This window comes from Sorangium sp. So ce1504 (genome assembly GCF_051521635.1).
Taxonomy (GTDB): Bacteria; Myxococcota_A; Polyangia; order Polyangiales; family Polyangiaceae; genus Sorangium; species Sorangium cellulosum_B.
On the sequence record NZ_CP150365.1, the window covers coordinates 12,327,703 to 12,350,723 of the forward strand.

The 23,021-nt window shown below is 70.9% G+C and carries 20 protein-coding genes; 6 read left to right on the forward strand and 14 right to left on the reverse strand.

What is annotated here, in order from left to right:
• Positions 1 to 34: 34 nt before the first annotated feature.
• Entirely contained in the window at positions 35 to 1,864 is a 1,830-nt protein-coding gene (ggt, locus tag WMF39_RS46415; RefSeq protein ID WP_437742842.1) for a gamma-glutamyltransferase, read from the reverse strand.
• 280 nt (positions 1,865 to 2,144) lie between these two features.
• Between ggt and WMF39_RS46420 the strand changes: the two genes are divergently transcribed.
• A complete protein-coding gene (locus tag WMF39_RS46420) occupies positions 2,145 to 4,658 on the forward strand; it encodes a protein kinase domain-containing protein (RefSeq protein WP_437742843.1) in 2,514 nt (837 codons plus the stop codon).
• Positions 4,659 to 4,739: 81 nt separating this feature from the next.
• Here WMF39_RS46420 and WMF39_RS46425 read toward each other — a convergent pair whose 3' ends face one another.
• Entirely contained in the window at positions 4,740 to 5,102 is a 363-nt protein-coding gene (locus WMF39_RS46425; RefSeq protein ID WP_437742844.1) for a VOC family protein, read from the reverse strand.
• 138 nt (positions 5,103 to 5,240) lie between these two features.
• Positions 5,241 to 5,594: a response regulator gene (locus WMF39_RS46430; protein WP_437742845.1), complete on the reverse strand. Its 354-nt coding sequence runs from the start codon at positions 5,592 to 5,594 to the stop codon at positions 5,241 to 5,243.
• Positions 5,595 to 5,842: 248 nt separating this feature from the next.
• On the opposite strand from WMF39_RS46430, the gene WMF39_RS46435 reads away from it, so the two are divergent.
• Positions 5,843 to 7,768, forward strand: coding sequence for a fructose-bisphosphatase class III (locus tag WMF39_RS46435; protein ID WP_437742846.1), 1,926 nt, complete (start codon positions 5,843 to 5,845; stop codon positions 7,766 to 7,768).
• A gap of 33 nt (positions 7,769 to 7,801) precedes the next feature.
• Here WMF39_RS46435 and WMF39_RS46440 read toward each other — a convergent pair whose 3' ends face one another.
• The gene (locus tag WMF39_RS46440; RefSeq protein ID WP_437742847.1) at positions 7,802 to 8,638 is read right to left on the reverse strand and encodes a hypothetical protein; all 837 of its coding nucleotides are present in this window, start codon (positions 8,636 to 8,638) and stop codon (positions 7,802 to 7,804) included.
• Positions 8,639 to 9,606: 968 nt separating this feature from the next.
• On the opposite strand from WMF39_RS46440, the gene WMF39_RS46445 reads away from it, so the two are divergent.
• Positions 9,607 to 11,826, forward strand: coding sequence for a glycoside hydrolase family 3 protein (locus WMF39_RS46445; protein ID WP_437742848.1), 2,220 nt, complete (start codon positions 9,607 to 9,609; stop codon positions 11,824 to 11,826).
• Between the two features lie 132 nt (positions 11,827 to 11,958).
• Here the strand turns inward: WMF39_RS46445 and WMF39_RS46450 are convergent, their stop codons facing one another.
• Genes WMF39_RS46450 through WMF39_RS46460 form a run of 3 tightly spaced genes read right to left on the reverse strand, consistent with a single transcriptional unit; the run spans position 11,959 to position 15,237 of the window.
• On the reverse strand, positions 11,959 to 12,285 hold the full coding sequence (locus tag WMF39_RS46450) for a hypothetical protein (RefSeq protein WP_437742849.1): 327 nt from the start codon (positions 12,283 to 12,285) through the stop codon (positions 11,959 to 11,961).
• A 7-nt stretch (positions 12,286 to 12,292) separates the two neighbouring features.
• Complete coding sequence (locus WMF39_RS46455) at positions 12,293 to 12,787, reverse strand: hypothetical protein (protein WP_437742850.1); 495 nt, start codon at positions 12,785 to 12,787, stop codon at positions 12,293 to 12,295.
• Positions 12,787 to 15,237: an RHS repeat domain-containing protein gene (locus WMF39_RS46460; protein WP_437742851.1), complete on the reverse strand. Its 2,451-nt coding sequence runs from the start codon at positions 15,235 to 15,237 to the stop codon at positions 12,787 to 12,789. The genes WMF39_RS46455 and WMF39_RS46460 overlap by 1 nt, the downstream gene beginning before the upstream one ends.
• Before the next feature lie 129 nt (positions 15,238 to 15,366).
• Between WMF39_RS46460 and WMF39_RS46465 the strand changes: the two genes are divergently transcribed.
• Both WMF39_RS46465 and WMF39_RS46470 read left to right on the forward strand, forming a co-directional pair.
• Positions 15,367 to 15,843 carry a recombinase family protein gene (locus tag WMF39_RS46465; RefSeq protein ID WP_437742852.1) on the forward strand — a complete coding sequence of 159 codons (477 nt, stop codon included), beginning with the start codon at positions 15,367 to 15,369 and terminating at the stop codon, positions 15,841 to 15,843.
• A gap of 37 nt (positions 15,844 to 15,880) precedes the next feature.
• The gene (locus WMF39_RS46470; RefSeq protein WP_437742853.1) at positions 15,881 to 16,129 is read left to right on the forward strand and encodes a hypothetical protein; all 249 of its coding nucleotides are present in this window, start codon (positions 15,881 to 15,883) and stop codon (positions 16,127 to 16,129) included.
• Between the two features lie 5 nt (positions 16,130 to 16,134).
• On the opposite strand, the gene WMF39_RS46475 is transcribed toward WMF39_RS46470, so the two are convergent.
• Complete coding sequence (locus tag WMF39_RS46475) at positions 16,135 to 16,443, reverse strand: hypothetical protein (protein ID WP_437742854.1); 309 nt, start codon at positions 16,441 to 16,443, stop codon at positions 16,135 to 16,137.
• Positions 16,444 to 16,492: 49 nt separating this feature from the next.
• Here WMF39_RS46475 and WMF39_RS46480 point away from each other — a divergent pair, with 49 nt between their 5' ends.
• Entirely contained in the window at positions 16,493 to 16,648 is a 156-nt protein-coding gene (locus WMF39_RS46480) for a glycoside hydrolase family 3 C-terminal domain-containing protein (protein ID WP_437742855.1), read from the forward strand.
• Positions 16,649 to 16,835: 187 nt separating this feature from the next.
• Here the strand turns inward: WMF39_RS46480 and WMF39_RS46485 are convergent, their stop codons facing one another.
• The 6 genes from WMF39_RS46485 to WMF39_RS46510 form a co-directional block, all read right to left on the reverse strand.
• Entirely contained in the window at positions 16,836 to 17,813 is a 978-nt protein-coding gene (locus tag WMF39_RS46485) for an NADPH:quinone oxidoreductase family protein (protein WP_437742856.1), read from the reverse strand.
• An 88-nt stretch (positions 17,814 to 17,901) separates the two neighbouring features.
• The gene (locus tag WMF39_RS46490; RefSeq protein ID WP_437742857.1) at positions 17,902 to 18,531 is read right to left on the reverse strand and encodes a hypothetical protein; all 630 of its coding nucleotides are present in this window, start codon (positions 18,529 to 18,531) and stop codon (positions 17,902 to 17,904) included.
• A gap of 198 nt (positions 18,532 to 18,729) precedes the next feature.
• Entirely contained in the window at positions 18,730 to 19,506 is a 777-nt protein-coding gene (locus WMF39_RS46495; protein ID WP_437742858.1) for a hypothetical protein, read from the reverse strand.
• 281 nt (positions 19,507 to 19,787) lie between these two features.
• Positions 19,788 to 20,876: an ABC transporter ATP-binding protein gene (locus WMF39_RS46500; protein ID WP_437742859.1), complete on the reverse strand. Its 1,089-nt coding sequence runs from the start codon at positions 20,874 to 20,876 to the stop codon at positions 19,788 to 19,790.
• Positions 20,873 to 22,255 (reverse strand): ABC transporter ATP-binding protein, encoded by a 1,383-nt coding sequence (locus tag WMF39_RS46505; RefSeq protein WP_437742860.1) that lies wholly within the window; start codon positions 22,253 to 22,255, stop codon positions 20,873 to 20,875. Before WMF39_RS46505 ends, WMF39_RS46500 begins: the two co-directional genes overlap by 4 nt.
• Positions 22,252 to 22,953: a DNRLRE domain-containing protein gene (locus WMF39_RS46510; RefSeq protein WP_437742861.1), complete on the reverse strand. Its 702-nt coding sequence runs from the start codon at positions 22,951 to 22,953 to the stop codon at positions 22,252 to 22,254. The genes WMF39_RS46505 and WMF39_RS46510 overlap by 4 nt, the downstream gene beginning before the upstream one ends.
• Between the last annotated feature and the right edge of the window lie 68 nt (positions 22,954 to 23,021).

Genomic DNA, 23,021 nt, shown 5'->3' on the forward strand with positions numbered 1-23,021 from the left:
GAGCCGATGTGGGGAGCGCGGCGACCCGCCGGCGCTACTTCCCGGCGGCCGCCTCGGAGCCGGGTCGCCGAGGCTCCCGCGCGCCGGCGAACGCGCCGCCCTCGCGGCCGATCGACGGCGCGTCGGCGATGTGCCCGCGATCGTCGAGGGTGTGGCCCATTGCGCCGAGCGCGCTCCTCAGCTCGTCGGGGAAGCCGCCCTGCTCGACGAACAGCTTGTCGGGGTAGTCCTGGTGGTGGAAGCGCGGCGCGTTGACCCCCGTGGTCACGTCGAAGCCGAAGTCGACAACGTTCGAGAGGATCTGGAACACCGCAGTGAGGATCGTCGGGCCGCCCGCGGCGCCGAGCACGAGCTCCACGCGGCCGTCCTTCCCGGTCACGATCGTCGGCGACATCGACGAGAGCATGCGCTTGCCGGGCGCGATGGAGTTGGCCTCCCCCTGCACAAGACCGAACTGGTTCGGGGTGCCGGGCACGGCGGCGAAGTCATCCATCTCGTTGTTCAGCACGAATCCGGCGCCGGTCACCGTCACCCCCGAGCCGTACCAGCCGTTCAGCGTCGTGGTCAGCGCGACGGCGTTGCCCTGCGCGTCGACCACCGAGAAATGCGTCGTGTGCGGGCCGCGCCCGCCCGAGTCCTTGACCGCCGCGCCGCGGGCGAGCTCGTCGGTCGGCGTCGCGCGGTCCGCCGCGATCGTGGCGCGCTGCTTCTCGGCCCACGCGACCGAGAGCAGCTCCTCCACCGGGTTCTTCACGAAATCGGGATCCCCGAGGACCTCGTTGCGCGCGAGGAACACCCGCCGCATCGCCTCGGCGACCACGTGCACGTGCGACGGCGAGTGCCAGCCGAGCTTGGCGACGTCGAGCCCCTCCAGCTGGTGCGCGATCATCGCGAGGGCGAGGCCGCCCGACGACGGGAGCGGCATGGAGGCGACGCGGCGCCCGCGGTACTCGAAGACGACGGGCTCGCGCCACTTCGCCTTGTAGCCCTTGAGGTCCGCGGCCGTGATGATGCCCTTGCCCCGCCGCATCTCGGCCACGAAGAGCTCGGCGGTCTTGCCCTCGTAGAAGCCCGCGGGCCCCTTCTCCGCGATGCGCTCGAGCGTCGCCGCGAGCTCGGGCGATTTCCACGTCGCGCCGATCTCGATGGGCGCGCCGCCCGGCAGGAACAGCCCGACCGACGCCGGGAAGCGCTTGAGCTTGCTCGACGCGGCCTTGACCGTCGTCGCGAAGTTCTCGTCGACCGAGAAGCCCTCCTTCGCGAGCCGGATCGCGGGCGCGACGAGCTCGGCCCAGGTCTTCTTCTTGGAGCCGAGCTTGTCGTACGCTTCCCAGAGCCCCGCCACGCTGCCGGGCACGCCGACCGCGAGGTGGCCGACGCGCGCGCTCTCCGTGGCCTTGCCGTCCTTGCCCCGGTACATGTCGTGGGTCGCCTTGCCCGGCGCGGTCTCGCGGAAGTCGAGCGCGTGCTCCTTGTCGCCGACGCGCGCGACCATGAACCCGCCGCCGCCGAGGTTGCCGGCCGTCGGGTGCACCACGGCCAGCGCGAACGCCGTCGCGACCGCCGCGTCGACGGCGTTGCCGCCCGAGGCGAGGACCTCCGCGCCCACCTTCGTGGCGAGGGCGGCGTCGCTCGTGACCATCGAGGGGCCCCGCACCGGCGGCGCGCCCTCGGGGTAAGGCCACCCGGCGGGGAACCGCGACGCCGGCGTGGCCGGCGCGGCCGGCGCGGGCGCAGGCGCCGAGGCGGGGGCGGCGTTCGGCGACGGGGGCGGGGGCGGCGCGGGCGGAGGGGGCGGGACGGCGGCCTCGCAGCCCGCGAGGAGCACGACGGCGAGCAATCGATGCCAGGCACGGAGCTTCATCGCGGCGGCTTATAGCCCAGGCCCCGCGCCGCTCGAAGGCCAGAGGCGCGGCCGCGCGAGCGCGGCCGGAGGGTTCTCCACGGTGATCCGTCACAGCTGTTCGGGCATCTGCTGATCAGCTGTACCGCTCTCTGGCGAACGGGAGAGCGACGCGCCGTACAGGGCGCGTGGAGCATGGGCTCGTACCGAGGCGCCCGGGGACGCCTCCCGGCGCCGCGAAGTGATCGGTCTTGGTCGTTGGCTTGGGGGCTTCGCCCCGCTTGGGTATGATCGGCCCCGGATGTTTCCGACGGAGCCCGCTCCCGAGACGATTGGGGCCTACAAGATTCTCCGGCGCCTGTCCGGTTCTGGGCCTACCAGCGTCTATCTCGGGCGACTGGATGGGCCGCTCGGGTTTCGCCGCGTCTGCGTGCTGAAGCTCGTCCCGAATACCGCCGAGGGTGATCCGCGCTTCGCCGACGAGCTCGCCCGCGAGGCGTCGATCTGCGCGACGATGAACCACCCGGCGATCGTGCGGATGTTCGACTTCTTCGAGCACGCCGGCCGGCTCGTGCTCGTGCTCGAGCACGTCGAGGGCGTGAACCTCAATCGGCTGCACCAGCACATCGCGGCGCGGCAGCAGAAGCTCGCCGACGCGGCGGTCTACTACCTGGTCCACTGCATCGCCGGGGCGCTCGCGCACGCGCACGGGTCCGTCGATGAGCACGGCAGCCCCACGCCGATCATCCATCGCAACCTCCACCCGGAGAACATCGTGATCGGGTGGGACGGGCAGGTGCGGCTGACGGGGTTCGGCATCGGCAAGATCCTCGGGCGCACGCCGGATACGATCGCGGGCGTGGTCAAGGGCGCGCCGGGCTACATGGCGCCCGAGCAGGCGCGCGCCGAGCGCGTCACGGTGAAGGCCGATATCTATGGCGTGGGGCTCCTGCTCTGGTCGTTGCTCACGGGGCGGCGGCCGCCCGCGGACGGCACGCGACCGCAGGCGATCGCCACGATCCGGCCGGAGATCCCGCGCCCGATCGTGGCGCTGCTCGACACGGCCCTCGCGCCGGCGCCGGACGATCGGAAGATCACCGTTCACGAGATCGAGCAGGCGCTCGCGAAGGTCGCTCGCCCGGAGAAGGGGAAGGCCGAGCTCGTGACGCGCGTGCAATCGGCGCACGCGACGATCGAGATCGAGGACGCGGATCACGAGGAGGACCGGCGGCCGACGATCCCGGTCAAGGGCAAGGGAGGTCAGACCGCGAGGCCCGCGGCGGACGCGGCGAAGCGGCTCGCGAAGGATCTCTTTGCCAGGGATCAGGCGGCCAGGGACGGCGGCGCCGCGAGGCTGCGGACTCCCGGCGCGCAGGCGAAGACCGCGCCTCCCTCGGCGGGGGCGTCCGAGGCGCTGATCGGGTCGGCTCGGCAGGACGGCAAGGCGTCGATCGGCGCGCCCGAGCCGATCACGATCCCGGTGCCGGCGGCGTTCGAGGTGAGGGGCGACGGCGCGAAGGGCGTCGAGGGACGAAGGCCCGCGCTGCCGGATCGCGAGACGTTCGGCCGCCTGTTCGAGGCGTCGAAGCGCGCGGCGGAGCGCGACGCGGCGGCGGCCGAGGAGGGGCCGCCGGAGGGCGGGCCGCCGACGTTGACCGAGGTCGATCCGATATTCGAGGAGGACGGCACGACGATGCCTGGCACGGGCGCGGAGGCGGCCCGCTTCGTGCCGACCACGTCGGTGATCCCGGAGGCGATCCGCTTCGGTCCGCCGCCGGCCCTCCCGGCGGATCTCGCGCCCGCGTTCCTGGGTGCGCCGCCCAAGCCGCCTTCCGGCTCGCCGGTGACCCCCTCTGGCGTGACCGTGCCGATGGGCGCGTCGGGCCTGACGCCGCCCGGGGTGACGGTGCCAGTGGATGGCTCATCGGGCCTGACGCCGCCCGGGGGCGTGCCGTACCCGAGGCCGAGCGCGGACGGCCGCGGCGGCTCTCCCGGGGAGTCGTCGCCCCCAGCGGGCGCGTCGTCGCGGCGCCCGCGGCTGCCCGGGCTGCCATGGCAAGCGCCGCGTTCGCTGTCGCCTGTCGGGACGATCGCGGTGTCGGCGATCACGGCGACGGTGGTGGCGGGGCTCTGGATCTACGTGGCGCGGCGCGATCGGCCCGAGCCGGCTGTCGCGGTGGAGCTGGCGCCCGCGATCGTCGAGCCCGTCGCCGCGGCGGCGTCCGCGGCGAGCGAGTCGCCCCCCATGAAGAAGGCTCCAGCAGGGAAGGCGCAGGCGGCGAAGACGCTTTCAGCAAAGGAGGCCGCGGCGGCGAAGGAGGCTGCCGCGAAGGAGGCCGCGGCGGCGAAGGAGGCTGCCGCGAAGGAGGCCGCGGCGGCGAGGGAGGCCGCCGCGAAGGAGGCCGCGGCGGCGAAGGAGGCTGCCGCGAAGGAGGCCGCGGCGGCGAAGGAGGCCGCCGCGAAAGAGGCCGCGGCGGCGAAGGAGGCCGCGGCAAAGGATGCCGCGGCGGCGAAGGAGGCCGCGAGCCAGGCGCGGCAGGGGGGCAATCCTGCGTCGCTGCCCAAGGATCAGGGCCTGCTCACGGTGGGGTTTCCGCAGCCGGGGGGCGTCTACATGACCGGCAAGTACGCGGGGGATGTGAACCAGGCGCTGGCCGTGCGCTGCGGCCGCTTCTTCGTGCGCGTCGGCCGGGCCGGGAAGACGAAGTTCCCCGAGTGGCTCAGCGCGGGTGTGACAGCGCAGGTGCCGTGCCAGGGGGCCACGAGCATCGATATCAAGCCGAGCGCACCGCCGAAGGCGAAGAAGAAGCGGTAGCCCGGGGCTCGGCGCCCAGGCCGCCTCGGCGCGGCGGCCGGAGCCCTCTGCGGCGATGGCGCAACGGCCGCGCGCTGCGCCCTATTTCATACAGACCGCCTCCAGGTTGTTGCCGTCGGGGTCGTGCAGGAAAGCGGCATAATACGTCGGGCCGTAATCCGCGCGCACGCCGGGCTTGCCGTTGTCGCGGCCGCCGGCCGAAAGCCCCTCCCGGTAGAACCGATCGACCGCGGCATGATCCGCGGCGCGCAGGGCGATGTGCGCGCCGGGGCCCCGGGGGCCGTGGTCCACCTGCAGATAAAGGGCCGGAGCCCCCTCGGGACCGAAGCTCGCATAAGCCTCATCGCGGGCGCACAGCACGTGGCCGAGCGGCCCGAGCGCTGCGGCGTAGAAGCGAACGCTCGCCTCGATGTCCTTCACCTTGACTCCGATGTGATCGTACATGTTGCCTCCTCACGAGGAGGACCCACGAGAGGGCGCCTCCACGCCGGAGACGCTAGTGGGGGGTGCCCTGGCGCTCTTGGAGAATCTTGCGGTCGATGCGCGACGCGCCTCCACGACGCTCGGGGCGGCGCGCGCCGCTCAGGCGGAGTCGATCGTCCTCAGCAGGGCGTCGAGCTCGAACGGCTTGCTGAGCACCTCGCGCGCGTGCGCCGGCATCGGCTGCTTGATGTTCGACGCCGCGGTCATGATGACGACGGGGATCTCCTCCAGCGCGGGGACCGCGCAGAGCTCGTCGCACACCTTCCAGCCGTTCATCTTCGGCATCATCAGGTCGAGCAGGATCACTCCGGGCCGCTCGCCGTCGAGGAGCCGCTCGAGCGCCTCTCGCCCGCTGAAGAAAGGCGTCGCCTCATAACCGAGGTCGCGCAGCGTCTCGGCCAGGGTCGTCGCCAGATCCACGTCGTCATCGATGATCAGGACAGACTTGCTCATGTAGGAAGAGGGCGTTCGCTGGTGAATGTGGGCCGACGTCGAGGCCGCTCGGCGCGGAGATGCTGCCTCGCTGCCACAACATTGCATGGGCTCCCATTGCATTTGCTAGTCGGACGCCGCGCGGCCGCAAGGAGAAACGCGGCAGAGCCAGGCACATGTGCTCGTCTTGCGCGCTTGCCCGGCCGCTTCAGCGGGGAGCACGTCGCGCGCGTGCGTCGACCCGCGGCCTTGCTCTATGCTGTGGCGCCATGCTTGACACGCGGGAGTTGCCGCTCCTCCGGGCCCTCGCGGGCCGGTACCCGACGACCGAGGCCGCGCTCTCGGAGATCGGCCACCTGCGGGCGATCCTGTCGCTCCCGAAGGGGACGGTGCACGTGGTCAGCGACGTCCACGGCGAGCACAGGAAGCTGAAGCACATCATCAACAACGCTTCGGGGAGCCTGCGGCCGCTGGTCGAGCGGGTCTTCGGCGACCGGCTCACGGCGGCCGAGAAGCGCGCGCTGCTCTCGGTCGTCTACTACCCTCGCGAGAGGTATGCCCGCGTCGCGTCCCGCAGCGAGGCGGAGCGGCGGGCCTTCCTGCTCTGGACGCTCGCGCGCGAGGTCGAGGTCATCCGCGAGCTGTCGCTGCGCTACACGCTCCGCCAGGTCGAGGCGGCGTTCCCGGAGGACATGCGGGGCCTGCTCCGCGAGCTCGTCTCGGCGCGCGCCGCCCTCGGCGAGGGCGGCTACCTCGACGCGCTCATCGAGCCGTTCGTGCAGCACGGCCGCGAGATCGAGATCTTGCGCGCCACGGCGCGCGCCATCCGGAACCTGACGGTCTTCGAGCTCGTGGTGGCCGGCGATCTCGGCGATCGCGGTCCCCGGCTCGACAAGGTGATCGAGTACCTGATGCGCCAGCCGCGCGTGCGGGTCGCGTGGGGCAACCACGACGTGAGCTGGATGGGCGCGAGCCTCGGCCAGGAGGCGCTCATCGCCACGGTCGTCCGGCTCTCGCTGCGGTACGGGCGCCTGTCGCAGCTGGAAGAGGGCTTCGGCATCTCCGTGGCGCCGCTCGATCGGCTCGCGCGCACGGCCTACGCCGACGATCCGGCGGAGCGCTTCGCGGTCCGGGGCGAGGGGCTGCGCGACGCCCTCCTGATGGCGCGGATGCAGAAGGCCGCGGCCGTCCTCCAGTTCAAGCTGGAGGGGCAGCTCTGCCGGCGCCGCCCGGAGTACGCGCTCGAGCACCGCTGCCTGCTCCATCGCATCGACGCGCGCGCGGGCACGGTCGCGATCGACGGCGAGGTGTTCCCGCTGCTCGACGCGCGCTTCCCGACGCTCGACCCCGGCGATCCGTACGCGCTGACGCCGGACGAGTCGGCGTGCGTCGCCCTTCTGAAGGAGTCTTTCCTGAGGAGCCCGGCGCTGTCCCGCCAGATGCGCTGGATGGTGCAGCAGGGGACGACATGGCTCAGGCGCGACCGGGCGCTCATCTTCCACGGCTGTGTCCCGGTGGACGGCGAGGGCGAGCTCCTTCCTTTCGTGGTGGACGGCGAGGTTCGCCGCGGCAGGGCCCTGTTCGACGCGCTGGAGCGAACGGTGCGCCGGGCCTTCCGGGCGGGCGCGCAGGAGGACGTCGACATGCTCTGGTACCTCTGGACCGGGCCGCTCTCGCCCATGTTCGGCAAGGACCGGATGACGACGTTCGAGTCGTATTTCGTCGCCGACGAGAGGACGCACAGGGAGACGAAGAACCCTTATTTCCACCTGATCCACGACGCCGCGTTCTGCGGCCGGGTGTGCCGCGAGTTCGGTGTGGACGAGGAGCGCGGGCTCATCGTGAACGGGCACGTGCCGGTCCGGGTCGAGCGGGGGGAGTCGCCGATCAAGGCGTCGCGCCGCGCGGTGACGATCGACGGGGCGTTCTCGGAGGCGTACGGCGACAAGGGGTACACGCTCGTGCTCGAGGCGAGCGGGGCGCGGCTCGCGCAGCACCACCATTTCACGTCGGTCGAGCAGGCCGTCGAGGCGGGGGAAGACATCATCCCCGTGATCTCCGACGTGGAGGTCTACGAGGCCGAGCGCCGGGTGGGAGACACCGAGAAGGGGGAGGAGCTCGAGCGGGAGATCGAGATCCTGGAGCGGCTCATCGAGGCGTATCGGGACGGCGCGCTCCTCGAGCAGCCGAGGTGAGGTGAGGCGCGGCGGGGGCCGCGCCTCCTCGGATCAGTCGAGCTGGCCGTCCAGGATCCAGTCCTCGAGGGTCTTCTGCTCCGCGGCCGTCAGGCAGGCAGACTTCGCGGCGTCGAGCGCCGGGTCGCCGGTGCATCCGCGGTTGCGCGGCATGCGGGTGGCGTTGTCGAGGTCGTGGATGCGGATGGTGGCGCACTCCCCCTGCGTCCTCGTGGGTTCACCCGGGTCCACGGCGCACTGGGTCGAGCTCGAGGCAAGCTGCGAGGACTCGTAGGTGATGGCGAAGCCGCTGGCCGGCGCGGGATCCGTGCGGGTGTGGCAGGGCGAGCACTTTGCCAGCAGGATCGGCTCCACGTCGGCCCACCGTACGGGCTCGCCGTCATCGCCGCCGGCGCCGCCCGTGCCAGGAGCGCCGCCCTCGCCGCCTGCGCCGCCCTCGCCGCCCTCGCCGCCTGCGCCGCCGGTGCCGGGAGCGCCGCCGGTGCCGCCCTCGCCGCCGGTGCCGGGAGCGCCGCCTGCGCCGCCTGCGCCGCCTGCGCCGCCGGTGCCGGGAGCGCCGCCGGTGCCGCCCTCGCCGCCCGTGCCAGGAGCGCCGCCGCTGCCGCCTTCGCCGCCGGTTCCGGGAGCGCCGCCGCTGCCGCCCTCGCCGCCGGTGCCGGGAGCGCCGCCGCTGCCGCCCTCGCCGCCGGTGCCGGGAGCGCCGCCGCTGCCGCCCTCGCCGCCGGTGCCGCTGGTGGTGCCGCCGCCAGTTCCTGCGCTGGTGCTGGTGGAGGTGCCGCCGCCGGCCTCACCGCCTGCGCCGCCTGCGCCAAAGTCGACCTCGTCGTCACCGCACGCGGCGAGCGCGAGGAGCAGCGTAGCGGTGGTCATGAAGAGACGAATGGAAGTACGCGGGATAGAGACCATGCGCGGAGAATAAGCGCGTGCAGTCTCGCGGGTAAATACTGCCGCACAGAAGTCACGATTCTATCATTGTTCCCTTGACGGAATATGCTTCCGCTGAATCGCGACGGTAGACGTTTCGGCTCGCCCGTCGGCCCGTGCTGCGTGAGCCCATGGCTCTGTCCGCTGGCCCGTTGACCGCGCCGATCGCGCCGCACCCCGCTGGAATCAGCATTGCGGGGGTACGACCGCGCGAGGGCGGGCTCGACGAGCTGGCGCTCGCGTACGGCGTGGTGCCGCGTTTGCGTCGTATCCCCGAGGTGCCACAGCTCATGATAGCTGTTCACCGTCCTCCTCATGGTGGATCGTTGAGCGCCGGCTCCCGCGATACCGACGGAACGCAGGTAATGTCAACTGCTCCGAGCGTCTCTCGTCAGTGCGCGGACGCCAGCGCTCCTCCTTGTCTCCTCGCGCGATCTCTCGATCCTCGGATCGGAGATGATGTGCTCGACCCCGGTGAGCCCGCGTTCATCGATGAGCCCGTCGCGTCCTCGCTCGTGCACGGGTTGTCGCGTTATGCCACGGGTGGATTACCGCGCCGCGCCATCGGGTTTGTATATTGCGGCCCGACTCGGACTATGGTTAACCGGTGGCGGCCCAGGACGCACCGTGTCATCCGGCGCGCCACGAGGCACGAGGCACGAGGCACGAGGCACGAGGCACGAGGAAGGACTGGCTCGGGCTCATGGCGACGGCGCGGCGGTGACGCTTCCGCGAACACGCGAGCGAACCCTCGTCCGCAGCGTGAGCGGGGCTTGCGTGCGGGGGGAGTCATGGATTAGAACGTTCCCTCTCTGTCTTATATTTCTTACACGTCCCGATCGACGCTTTGCTCGACTGTCACGGTTCACCTTAAAGCCCATCCTTCATCTCATCGACAAGAGAGGGGAGCACTCATGCGCCTCACACGGTATGCAACATGGATCATGGCGGCGGCTGTCGTTCTCGCGCCGGCCGCCTGCGGTGACGACACGTCCGACAACGCGACCGGCTCCGGAGCCAGCTCCGGCGCCGGCGCTGGCTCCGGAAGCGGCTCCGGCGCCGGCGCTGGCTCCGGAAGCGGCTCTGGCTCCGGAAGCGGCTCTGGCGCTGGCGCTGGCTCCTCCGGCAGCGGCTCCGGGACCGGAGGCGGCGGCACCGGCGGCAGCGACAGCACCGGAGGCGGCGGCAGCGGCGCCGGGGACAGCGTCGGCCTCCTGCCCTGCGACAATGGCTGGCCCGAGGTGCGGAGCGCGATCGCGCAGGATCCGGCGATCGAGGCGGCCATCACCGAGCTGCTCGGCAAGATGAAGGTGGAGGAGAAGGTCGGCCAGATGGTGCAGGCCGAGATCCAGAAGATCACGCCGGCCGAGGTGAAGCAGTACAACATCGGCTCCGTGCTGAACGGCGGCGGCTCCTGGCCGGGGAAGAACAAGAACGCGACGGCGGCGGACTGGGTGAAGCTCGCCGACGACTTCTACAACGCCTCGGTGGACACCAGCGGTGGCCGCGTGGCCATCCCGATCATCTGGGGCATCGACGCGGTGCACGGGAACAACAATGTCCGCGGCGCCACGCTCTTCCCGCACAACATCGGCCTCGGCGCCGCCCACGACCCCGAGCTGCTCGAGCGCATCGGCGCCGCGACGGCCAAGGAGGTCCTCGCGACCGGGCTCGACTGGACCTTCGCGCCGACGCTCGCGACCGTGCGCGACGACCGCTGGGGCCGCACGTACGAGGGCTACTCCGAGGATCCCGAGATCGTGAACGCCTATGCGGGCCGGGTCGTGCAGGGCATCCAGGGCGCCGCGAACAGCCCTGATCTCCTCGGCGCGACGCGCGTCATCGCGACAGCCAAACACTTCATCGGTGACGGCGGCACCGACAAGGGCGATGACCAGGGGAACAACCTCGCCTCAGACACCGAGCTGTGCACGATCCACGCGCAGGGCTACCTGTCTGCCATTCCGGCGGGCGCGCAGACGGTCATGGCGTCGTACAACAGCATCCGCGGCCAGAAGATGCACGGGAAGGGCGATCTGCTCACCGGGGTGCTGAAGGACAAGCTCCACTTCGACGGGTTCGTCATCGGCGACTGGAACGGTCATGGGCAGGTGTCGGGCTGCACCAACTCCTCGTGCGCCGCCTCGATCAACGCCGGTGTGGACATGATCATGGTCCCGGACGACTGGAAGGCGTTCTACGATAACACGCTCAGTCAGGTGAAGGGGGGCCAGATCTCGATGGCGCGGGTCGACGACGCCGTGACGAGGATCTTGCGGGTCAAGATGCGGGCGGGGCTCCTCGGCCCGAAGAAGACCAAGCAGGCGCCGTCGAAGCGGATGTTCGCGGGCGATCAGTCGGTGCTCGGGCAAGCGGAGCACCGGGCCCTCGCGCGCGAGGCGGTCCGGAAATCTCTTGTCCTCCTCAAGAACGCCGGCGGGGTCCTGCCCCTCGCCGCGTCGGCGAAGGTGCTCGTCGCGGGCAAGTCCGCGGACAGCATCCCGAACCAGGCCGGCGGCTGGTCGCGGACGTGGCAGGGCACCGACGTGACGAACGCCGATTTCCCCGGCGCGACGTCGATCCTCAAGGGGATCCAGGACCTCGTTTCGGCCGGCGGCGGCCAGGCGACGCTGAGCGCCAACGGCTCCGCCGCCAGTTCGGGGAGCTTCGACGCGGCGATCGTGGTGATCGGCGAGACGCCTTATGCCGAGATGTACGGGGACATCCAGCTCGCGACGGACGACACCCCGCACGCGAAGACGCTGGAGCACGCGGTCTTCCACCCCGAGGATCTGCAGGTCCTCCAGGCGATCCGCACGGCCAAGCCGGATCTGCCGATCGTGACGGTCTTTCTGTCGGGCCGTCCGCTCTATGTCAACAAGGAGCTGAACCGCTCGGACGCCTTCGTGGCCGCGTGGCTCCCGGGCTCCGAGGGCGGCGGCGTGGCCGACGTGCTGTTCGGCAAGCAGCAGTTCCAGGGCAAGCTCTCGTTCTCCTGGCCTGCGACCGATTGCCAGCGCGTCAACCGCGGTGAAGACGGCGCGCTGTTCCCGTACGGCTTCGGCCTGACGACGGAGAACAAGGAGACGCCTGCGGCGCTCCCGGAGGCGTCCACCGCGAGCGGCTGCAACTGATCAAATCCTCCGCGCCGCTGCCGCTCTCCCCGCTCTCCGCAGCGGCGGCGGCCTTCGTGAGATAGGCCGAGGACCCAGCCCGCCACGCGGCGGGCCGGGTCTTCGTGATCAGCGCGTCAGCGCGTCAGCGCGTCACGCGCCGCCGCCTCGCGCGGTCGTGAGCACCACCTTGCCGGTGGTCGCGCGGGACGCGACTGCCTTCATGGCCGCCGTCGCGTACTCCCCCGTCGCGCTGAAGAACGGCTCGTACTGCTGCTCGCTGCGGCGGCGCTCGGCCCGGCGTGCAAGGAGAAGCGCGACGACGGTACCACGCCGGCGCAGGCCGTCGCCGAGCTGCCGCCGCTCGAGCTCCGCGACGACACGGCGAACCTGATGCTGACGTGGATCGACGAGAAGGGCACACGCCTCGCGGCCGATCCCAGACTGGGATGGAAAACCTGCCCAGACATGCTCGGCCACTACCCCTTCACGCGATCTCCATGCTCGCCAACCAAGACTCCTGCGCGTTTTGTTTCCAGACCTCCTCTTGCTCGCGACCGCCGAGCTGGATGCCGAAGTAATTCAGCGGGTCAATGAATATCTGCTGCCCGTTGACGAAATCGAGACGAGCCGCAGAGCATTCGATCCATTCAGAAGACTGGATCGTGTTCCAGGTTCGAATGGTCGCGAGCACATTTGAGCCATCGGGATCGCGAAGCACCTGCAGCCTGACAGACGACAACGCAGGCAGCATGTCGTCATCCAGATCCGCCTCGTTGGATACTTCATCGGCCAGGAACAGCCGAATCCGTCCCGAATCTCCGACGACGGCCATCTTTAGCAGCACATTGTCGAATTCGAAGTAAACCGCACGCCACAGCGCGTGAAAGCGCACCGGTCGTTCATCCTTGTCGACAAAGCCGGTCACAAGGACATCCGTGAGCCGTGCGCCGCTCAGCGCGTCTTTGATCTTCGACATCATCATGGCAGCATCCGGATCGCAAGATCCATCCCCTCGCCGGACTTGAGCGCTGTAACCCATTCTCCGCTGCTCTTGACGACAATGGTCAGTCCACGACCACGGTAGATGCTCATGGCTTCAGCCCCCTTCTTTAGGGTTCCCTGCCCGACATATTTGAAAGTGCCGTTCTCGATTCTATCGCTCAGCGCCTTGAGTAGAGCCTCACCTCCGCCGTCCTTGAGCTTCCCGAACTTCACCCCCAGCGCGTTCTCCACAGCCGCTCGGTGGTTCACGAAATGCTCCTTGAAATTCTTCCCAGCCGTCAGTGGTCCAAGCTTTGGGACACTCAGCCCGCTCGTGCCGACAGGGACCGGCTTCGGGGGCAGCATCAGCGTCTTGCTGAGCGCCGTCGCCTTGCGGATCGCCTTGACGATCGCCTGCGCCGCCACGGCGGCAGCGAGCTGCACAACGCTCGTTGCCGCCTGCTGGATGGGCGTCGCCTCCGCCCCCTCGTTGCGCCCGCCCACGATGCCGTGTGGACTGCTCCCGTCGCGCGGCGTGATGTCCTCGTCCAGCGCGAGATTCGCGAGCCCCGCCGCGAGCGCGAGCTCTTGCGTCGCCTGATTGCCCTGCGCGAACTGTTCCCACGGCGACGGCGCGCTCCCCCCATCTGCTCCGCCGCTCGGTTTCAGCGCCTCGGCCAGCTTGCCGGCCAGCACATCCGCCTCATGCAACGCCGCGGCCTTCTTCATTGTTGCCGTGTTCGCCTCCGGAGCGTTCGGGTCGAACACGAAAACCTGAAGCCCCTTCGTCTTCTGGGCGAACTCCCCGGTGCTGCCGGTGACGATTCCCGCCCCATGAGGGGAGTACGCCCATCGATCCACATTGCTCGGCGCCCCCTGCGGCCGTACGCGCACGGGGATATCGTGGGGCTGCCCCTCAGTGCCCGTCGGGTCGCGCAACCTGACCGGGTTGTTCGACACATAGGCATATAAATTGACCCCGTCCACGAGCCCAAGCGGATCCGCAGCGGTCCACCTCCCGAGCCACGGCGCGTAATACCGCGCCCCGTGGTAGTACAGCCCCGTCTCCTCGTCCTTCTCCTTGCCCGTGTAGCGATACCGCTTCCGGCTCAGCTCCACCGCGCTGCTGGTCGACCAGTACGCCGTCGTCCCGAAGGAGTGGTACTCCTCGTAGCCGATCACCAGCCCCGCCCCGTCGACCTCCAGCGACGCCGACCCGAGGTGGTTGTCGAGCTGGTAGCGCACCCGCGGCGTCACCGTGAACGGACCCGACGTGTCGACCGTCTTGGTCTCCACCATCGCCACCCGCCGCGCGCCATCCATCACGTGCAGCGTCTGCCGCTCCAGCGCCAGCCCCGAGCTGTTGCGCCTGCGGTACACCTCGTAGCCGCCGAGGTAGATGCGCTCGTCCACAAGCCCGTTGTGCTCCCAGACCTTGCGCACGCGGTGGCCCGCAGCGTCGTAGTCGTAATAGACATCGCCGCCGCCGTCGAGATCCGTGCTCCGCACCTGGTCGTTCTCGTCCCAGGTCAGCGCCGTGATGTGCGGCATCGACGTCATGTTGCCGTGCGCGTGATGCGCATAGTTGCGGAACGGCCCGTTCGCCGGGTCTCCGGTCGTGCTCGTCAGCCGGTTGTTCGCCGTCTCCTCGTACGCATACCACCGCGTCCAGCTCCCCGTGCCCGCCTGGTGCACCATCCTCCGCAGGTTGCCCACGGCGTCATAAATGTACTGCTCGGTATAGTTCCTCAGCGCCTGCGCGTCGTTCGCGTGCGGCAGCGACTGGATCGGCACGTCGTTCTGGTCCCGCGGCGCGTCCGACAGCCCGCCCGCATGCTCCCGCCCCGTCGCTTCGATCAGCCGGTAGACCGCGTCGTACACGTACTGCGCGCTCGGTGACACCACGGCATTGTTGAAGAACACCGTCTGCTGCGCGCTGTCCCTGATCTCCACGATGTTCCCGACGGGGTCGTACACATACGTGAGGTTCTGCAGCACCGCGCTGTCCGAGCTCCGCGTCGTCTTCAGGCGCGAGAGCCGGAACGTCAATGGGTCATACGTGTACGCCGTCGAGGTGCCGTTGCCATACTCGATCCGCTCGCGCTGCCCCTTCGCGTCGTAATCGATGTTGTCGACGAACGTCGTCCACGCCACCGCGCCTCGAACGCGCGCCTCGACCCGCTCGAGCAGCCCCGCCTCGTTGTACGTCGGCTTGACCTCGCTCGCGTCCGGGGCGGTCAGGCTGGTTGGGCGGTTCAGCGCATCGTACGCCGTCTGCGTGCCGAAGCTCTCGGCCTCCAGCAGCGGCTCGGCCGCGGTCGCGATGGCGGACACATCCGTCAGCGCCGACAGCACCGACCAGTCGGCGTCCGCGTGCACGTCGCTCCGCAGCCGGCGCGAGGCCTGCAGCACGTTGCCCTTGAAGTCGTACGCCTGGCTCGTCACCACGCCCGCGCCATCATACACCTGGTACGGCCTGCCGCGCAGGTTCAGCGCCGTCGCCTGCTGATCAGCTCGATGGCCTTCGCCGGCTAGCCGAACAACGAGGCTGGACGAACGCGGGGGAGTACGTGGACCATGGCGTTAGAGGCGCCAAAGAATCGCGGGCCCGAGCCAGACCTTCTCATGAAGGATGCCCATCACGGCGAGCTGAACCTCGTGGCCTGTTGTCGCTTCGACCGCTTCGCCCGGCCGGTCCGCCACCCCGTGATCGCGCTCGACGACTTCCGGGCCAGGGGCATTGACTTCATCTCCATGCACGACGGCATCGACACGAGCACACCGGCCGGGAGGTTCAGCTTCACCATCATCGCCGCCATGGCTGAGCTGGAACGGGAGCTGATCCGGGAGAGGACCAAGGCCGGGCTCCAGGCCGCGAAGAGACGTGGCGCCAAGCTCGGCAGGCCGAGGGTCGAGTTCGACATCGGGCGAGCTGTCGAGCTTCGACGGGCGGGGAGATCCATCCGGGAGGTCGCCGCCGCCCTCGGCGTTCACCCGACCACCCTCCATCGAGCCCTCCTGGCTGTTCCACAATCGTCCTCGGAAGTGGCCTGATCTGGGCTAGGAAATCACGGGGCTTTCGATGCCCCGGGTGGACGTCGATCGGCGTGGCGAAAGCGACGGTCTTTGCAACAGGTGCCGCCGCTGGGAACCGATCCATTATCCGCTCCGGGCCTTCGACATCCCCATCTTCGGCCCGCTCACCTGGCGCATGGACAGCGGTCGATGGCAAGGCTCAACATCAACAATACCGGGCGGGTCGAAGGTGCATGGGCTCGGCGAGCGGCTTCTCAGCCCCACCGGCTTCGGCATCTTCCCGTGGCAGACGGATGCAGTGTGAGAGGGTCAGCCGCCCTCCAAAATCCATCCTTGTGAGATCTGGCCGGGCCAGTGGCCTTGGAACCGTATCAACGCGGTAAGGCCCTCCTGAATTTCGTCGATCTCGTTACTGTAGATGACAATTCCATCGATCAAGAGATCGAGCTCGACCGGCTCCCCCTGTTTCACGCCCATCTCGTCGGCGTGGTGGGCAGAATGAACGGATTTACCCCGTGTGAACGTGCCCGCGATGAGGCGACCTGTCACATGTGCCCCGTTGGCAGTCGTTTTTATAGCGTAGACCTGGAATTTCCCATATTCTCTAGAATCTGACATGCTTGAGGTCCTCTAGGCGATCCGCACGGCCAAGCCGGATCTGCCGATCGTGACGGTCTTTCTGTCGGGCCGTCCGCTCTATGTCAACAAGGAGCTGAACCGCTCGGACGCCTTCGTGGCCGCGTGGCTCCCGGGCTCCGAGGGCGGCGGCGTGGCCGACGTGCTGTTCGGCAAGCAGCAGTTCCAGGGCAGGCTCTCGTTCTAGTGGCCCGGGAGCGAGCGCCAGCGCGTCAACCGCAACGACGGCCAGGAGGCGCTGTTCCCCCACGGCTTCGCCCTGATCACGGCGGATCAGGACACGATCGGCGAGCTGTCCGAGGCGTCCATCGGCGCCGACTGCAACTGAGCCCTTGCTCTGCGCCGCTGCCGATCTCCCGGGCGGCGGCCGGCCGTTATCGCCGGTTCATGAGCACGACCTTGCCGGTGGTCGCGCGGGACGCGACCGCTGTCATGGCCGCCTTCGCCTCCGCCATCGGCGGCGCAGCCGAGACGAGCGGCTTGATCGCGCCCTGGCCGTAGAGCGCGTAGAGCTCGTCTTGCGCCCTCCGCGTGAGATCGGGCCGGGCGCGGCTGTAGGTGCCCCAGTAGAGGCCGACGACCGAATAGTTCTTCACGAGCAGGTGGTTCGCGCGCGCCGCGGGGATGCGGCCGGAGGCGAAGCCGATCACCACGATGCGTCCCTCGAAGGCGACGCATTTCGTCGACTGATCGAAGACGTCGCCGCCGACGGGGTCGAAGACGATATCGGCGCCCCGGCCCGAGGTCCGCTCCTTCACGATGGCGACGAAGTCCTCGCGCCGGTAGTCGATCGCGACGTCCGCCCCGAGGGCGCGGCAGACCGCCGTCTTCTCCTCGCCGCCGGCGGTCGCGATGACGGTCGCGCCGGCCGCCTTGGCGAGCTGGATCGCCGCGCTGCCGACGCCGCCCGCGCCGGCGTGCACGAGGACCGTGTCGCCCGGCTGGACGCCGGCGCGCCGGTGGAGCGCGAAATAGCCTGTCTGGTAGGTGATGGTCATCGCCGCGGCGTCCTCGAACGGCATCGCGTCCGGGAGCGCATAGGTGGTGCGCAGCCCCGCGATGGCGTGCGTCGCGTACCCCCCGGAGCCGGGGAGCGTCGCGGCCACGCGGGCGCCCGGCGGGAGGGACGGCTCGCGGCTCTCGACGACGAGGCCGGCGACCTCGAAGCCGGGGATGAACGGCGGAGTCGGCTTGACCTGGTGGGCGCCCGCCGTGAAGAGCACGTCGGGGAAGTTGATCGCGGCGGCGGCCACCTCGATCCGGACCTCCCCCTCGGCGAGCGGGGGGTCGTCGACCTCTTCCCAGACGAGGATCTCGGGGGGACCGAAGGCGTGTCCGCGCCAGGCATGCATGCCCGCGGACCTTAGCAGAAAGCCCGGGCGGCCCGGCGGCGCCGCCTCGCGCGCCGGGGATCCCCTGCGGGATCGCCGGCGCGCGAGATCAGCGGACGATCTCGATCGGCAGCTTCGCCGTCACGGAGCCCTGCTCCTGCCCGTCGAACGTCACCTCGACATCGTAGGTCCCCGGCGCGAAGAACTCGTCTTCCGGGTTGTCCGTGTCCGATGGCCCGCTCCACTGCCGCCCCGACCAGGAGATCGTGTGCGTCGCCGCCGTCGCGTCGACCTGCACGGTCGCCGCGTCGTCGGGAGCGCAACATCCGGTGTCACAGAGGCAGTACTGCTGTGGATCCCCCGCCGTCGACAGCCCGGTGATCTGGTACGTGACGAACGAGCGCGGATCCGCGCTCGGCACGACGCAGTGCCCGCACCCGTCCGAGGCCGCGATCTCGATCGGAGGGACGCTCGAGTCGGTCGTGACCGTGTAGACGAACTCTGCTGGCTCGCCCCTCCAGTAGACGCAGCGGCTGGACTCGATCGATATCGTCACGCCCGGGATCGTGCCCTGGACGTCGCGCACCGCGCACGGCTCGGCCCCCGGCGGCAGCCCGCGGTCGCCGCCGCTGCTGCTGCTGCTCTCGCCGTCGCCGCCGCTCCCGGCGCCCTCCTTGCTGCCGCCGCATCCGGTCGCGCACGCGGCGGACAGCAAGGCTATCGCCAGAGCTCGAAGCATGTCGTTTGCCATTCCCTCACCTCTCCCTCCTTCGCGCCACGCCGCCTGTCTGCGGCGGCGCGCGATCGGCAGCAAGGGAGATGCTCCGCGAGGCGCGCGCGGGCTCCGGAGGGACAGGCCGTGGCTCGCACCACCCCGGGCCGTCGACTGTGCCAGCCTGGGCCGCTACCTGCCTGCCGGCTTCGCCTCAGCCGTGCTTCAGGGGTAGATCTCGATCGGCAGCTTCGCCGTCACGGAGCCCTGCTCCTGCCCGTCGAACGTCACCTCGACATCGTAGCTCCCCGCCTGGAAGAAGGCGCCCTCCGGGTTGCTCGTATCGGACGGCCCGGTCCACTGCCGCCCGGACCAGCGGATCGTCTGCGTCACCGTCGTCGCGTCGACCTGCACGGTCACCGCCTCGTCGGGAGCGCAGCAGCCCACGTCGCACAGGCAGTAGAGCTGCGGTTGCGGATCGGCGCCCCACGAGAGGCCGCTGATCTTGTAGGAGACGAACGAGAGCGGATCGCTCGTCGGTTCGACGCAGCGCCCGCAGCCGGTGGAGGCCGCTATGTCGATCGGGGGGACGCTCGAGTCGGTCGTCACCGTGAAGATGAACTCCGCCGGCTCTCGTTCGTGGTAGGAGCACCGGCTCGACTCGATCGATATCTTCACGCCGGGGATCGTGCCCTCGACGTCGCGCACCGCGCACGGCCAGTCCGACAGGCCGCAGCCGCCGCCGCTGCCCTCGCCGCAGCCGCCGGTGCCGTCCTCGCCGCTGTCGTCGTTGCCCCCGCCGCCGCTGTCATCGCCGCCGCTGCCCCCGTTGTGGCCGCCGCTTCCGCCGGTGCCGCCCTCGCCGCCGCTGCTGCTGCTGGCGCCGCTGCCGCCGTTGCCGCTGCTGGCACCAACGCCGTCATTCACGCTGTCCTTGCATCCCATCAGGCACGCACTGGACAGCAGGGCTGCCGCCAGCACGCGAAGCACGTCGCTCGTCATCGCATCACCTCGTGGCTCCGCCACCGAACCTCGCGCGCGGCGGCGCGGGGCGTGCAGCAAAAGGGATGCCTCGCGCGACAAACGCAGATCCCGCAGGAGCGCCTCTGGCGCGTGACACACCGGATCTTCGATTGTGCCAATTTGAGCCGTAACGGGCAGGTGAGCTGCTGCGCTCGCAGGGCGCCATTCCCGGCGGGCCAGCTGTTCCAGGCCATCTCGATACTCAGCGCACGAACCAGCGGCCGGCCCGGCTCATCCTGCGACGCGCCGGCGCGCCGCCGTCACTCGATCTCGGGGTACCAGCACGCCACGCGGTGGCCGCTGCCGGGGACGAGCTCTTCGAGCGGCGGGATCTCGACGTCGCATTTGCCCTCTTCGGCCTTCCGGCAGCGAGGGTGGAACACGCAGCCGTCGGGCGGGTTGATCGCGCTCCCGGGCGCGCCCGGCAGCAGGCGGCGCGCCTTGCTCCCCCGCTCGAGCGACGGCGTCGCCTCGAAGAGCGCGCGCGTGTACGGGTGGTGCCGCCGCCCGGCCACGCCCTGCGTGGGGCCGATCTCCACGATGCGGCCGAGGTACATCACCGCGACGCGGTGGCTCACGTGCTCGACGACGCGGAGGTCGTGCGAGATGAACAGCAGGCCGAGCGACAGCTCGTCCTGGAGCTCCTCCAGCAGGTTGACGATCTGGGCCTGCACCGAGAGGTCGAGCGCGCTCACGGGCTCGTCGCAGACGATGAAGTCCGGGCGCACGGCGAGGGCGCGGGCGATCGCGACCCGCTGCCGCTGGCCGCCGGAGAGCTCGTGGGGGAAGCGCTCCATCATGTCCGGCCGCAGGCCGACCTTCTGGAGCGCGCCCTCGACCATCGCGGTCTCCTCGTCGCGGCTCCTCGCGAGGCGGTGGATGACGATGCCCTCGCCGACGATCTCGCGCAGCGTCATGCGCGGGTTGAGCGAGCCGTAGGGGTCCTGGAAGACGATCTGCATCCGCCGGCGCATGGCCCTCAGCGCGCGGCTCGACAGGGCGCTCAGGTCGTGGCCGTCGAAGAGGACGCGGCCGACCGTGGGCTCGATGAGCCGGAGCACGAGGCGCCCGAGGGTGCTCTTGCCGGAGCCCGACTCGCCGACCAGGCCGAGCGTCTCGCCCCGGTGGACGTGAAAGGTCGCCTCGACGACGGCCTGCACGAACGACGGCTTCGCGAAGGCGCCGCGCTGCACCGGGTAGAACTTCGAGAGCCCCTCCGCCTGGACGAGCGGCCGCTCGCCCGGCGCGCTCTCCACGCCCTCCGGGTGCGCCGCGGCTGCAGGGTGCGGGTGCGGCGCGGCGGGCTCGTCGCGCTGCGTGGGCGGCGGGGATCCGCTGTCGCGCGTCACGAGGCGCCCTCGTTGCCCGCGCGCCCCGGGCCCGTGAGGAGGAAGCAGCGCGCCGCGTGGTGCCCCGCGCCGGGCGGGACGGCGTACAGGTCCGGCGCCTCGGCGCGGCAGCGGTCGAACACGGCGTCGCAGCGGTCCTGGAAGCGGCAACCGCGCGGAGGATCGCGCAGATCGGGCAGCGCGCCCGGGATGGTCGGCAGGCGGAGCGAGCGCTCACCGCGCACGCGGTGCGGGCGGATCCCGCGCGCCGGGATGCTCCTGAGGAGCGCGCGCGTGTACGGGTGCGACGGCGCCGCGAGCACGTCGCGCGCCGGCCCTTGCTCGACGACGACGCCGGCGTAGAGGACGACGATCTCGTCCGCGAGCTCGCCGACGACGGCGAGGTCGTGCGCGATGAGCAGGAGGCTCATCGACGTCTCTGCCTTGAGCCGCTCGAGGAGGTCGAGGATCTGCGCCTGCGTCGTCGTGTCGAGCGCGGTGGTGGGCTCGTCGGCGATGAGCAGCGAGGGCTCCGGCGCGAGGGCCATGGCGATCATGACGCGCTGGCGCATCCCGCCGGACAGCTCGTGCGGGTAGCTGTTCGCGCGGACCTCGGGCTCGGGGAAGCCGACCTTGCGCAGGAGGTTCACGGCGTAGAGACGGGCGTCGCCGCGGGACATGGGCCGGTGCAGCCGGATGGCCTCGGCGATCTGGGCGCTGACCGTGTACACGGGGTTCAGCGAGGTCATCGGCTCCTGGAAGATCATGCCGATCTTCCCGCCGCGCACGGCGCGCATCTCGCGCTCGCTCAGCGCGAGGAGGTCCTGGCCGTCGAGCTCGATCGAGCCGCCGTCGATGGACGCGTAGGGCGCGGGCAGCAGCCGCAGGATGCTCAGCGCGGTCACCGTCTTGCCGCAGCCCGACTCGCCGACGAGCGCCACGGTGCGCCCGCGCGGCACCGTGAACGAGACGCGGTCGAGGGCGCGCGTGACGCGGCCGTCGGCGGCGAACGAGACGCGGAGGTCGCTCACCCGGAGCAGCGTGGGCGGCGGGGCCTCCTCGGGCGAGAGGGGCGGCGCGGTGCGGGGCAGCGGGAGGGGGCGCCCGCTCGCCGTCGAGCGCTGGGTGACGGCGGGCTCGTCGTCGTCGAGCAGGCCGCGCGCGAGGGCGCCGTGGGGGACGGCGGAGGCGCTGGGCGCGGGACGAGCGCCTGCGGTCGGCGTGGCGGGCGCGGGAAGAGCGCCCGCGCTCGAGGGGTCGGGTGTGGCCGGGGCGCTGGGCAGGGGAGGCGCGCTGGGTACGGGCGGCCTTCTCTCGCCGAGGTCGTGGCGGATCAGGGGAAGCGGGAGCGAGTTCCGCGCGCCGAGGTCGTCGTCCTCGTCGTCCTGGCCGTTGCTCACCGTACGTACACCTCGAGGCGGGGGCCGACGCCCTGGGAGATGCCCATCGAGTAGGCGGCCCCGACGGCGTCGCTCCCCGCCGCGAGGATGGCGATGCCGTGGTCGTCCTTGCGCCGCCTGGCCCAGTCGCGCACGAGCGAGGTGACGTCGATCCGCAGCGGCGTCGCCGGTCGGGGCCGCGCGATGGCGGCGGCCTCCGGGATCGACAGCCGCGGCTGCCGCCCCCACGTCGCCGTCTCGGAGCGCCACGGCTCGAGGATGCGCGCGACCTCCAGGGTGAGCGCGCGCTCGGCGGGAGGCGCCATCGGGGCCGGCTCCAGCACGACGAAGGCGCTCGCGATGTCGGCGCCGACGCCGAAGGTCGGCGAGAACCGGAGCAGCAGGACGACTTCACCGCCCCCGGCGCGCCCGAGCGCGACGGCGTCGGGGACGCCCGGCGCTGCCGCGGCGTCGTCCTCGACGAGGACGGCGAGGTCCTCGGGCGGGAGCAGCACGCGGCGCGCGTCGAGGGGCGCGGGGAGGGCGCTCGCCGGCCGGCAGCGCCCGGCGACGCAGTAGCCGGCGCCGCAGACGCCCGCGCCTGCACACACGCCCGCGTCCTTCGCGGGGCCGCCGCCGCAGCCCAGGAGCGGCGGCGCCGCGACGAGCAGGGCCACGGGCGCGAGGGCGGCGAGCAGACGCACAGCGGGGGCGACCATAGCAGAGGGCGGCCCGGGTAGGGCGGCCCCGGTGGCGGTGGCGGGGCGCGGCGCGCCGGGGGCGGTGG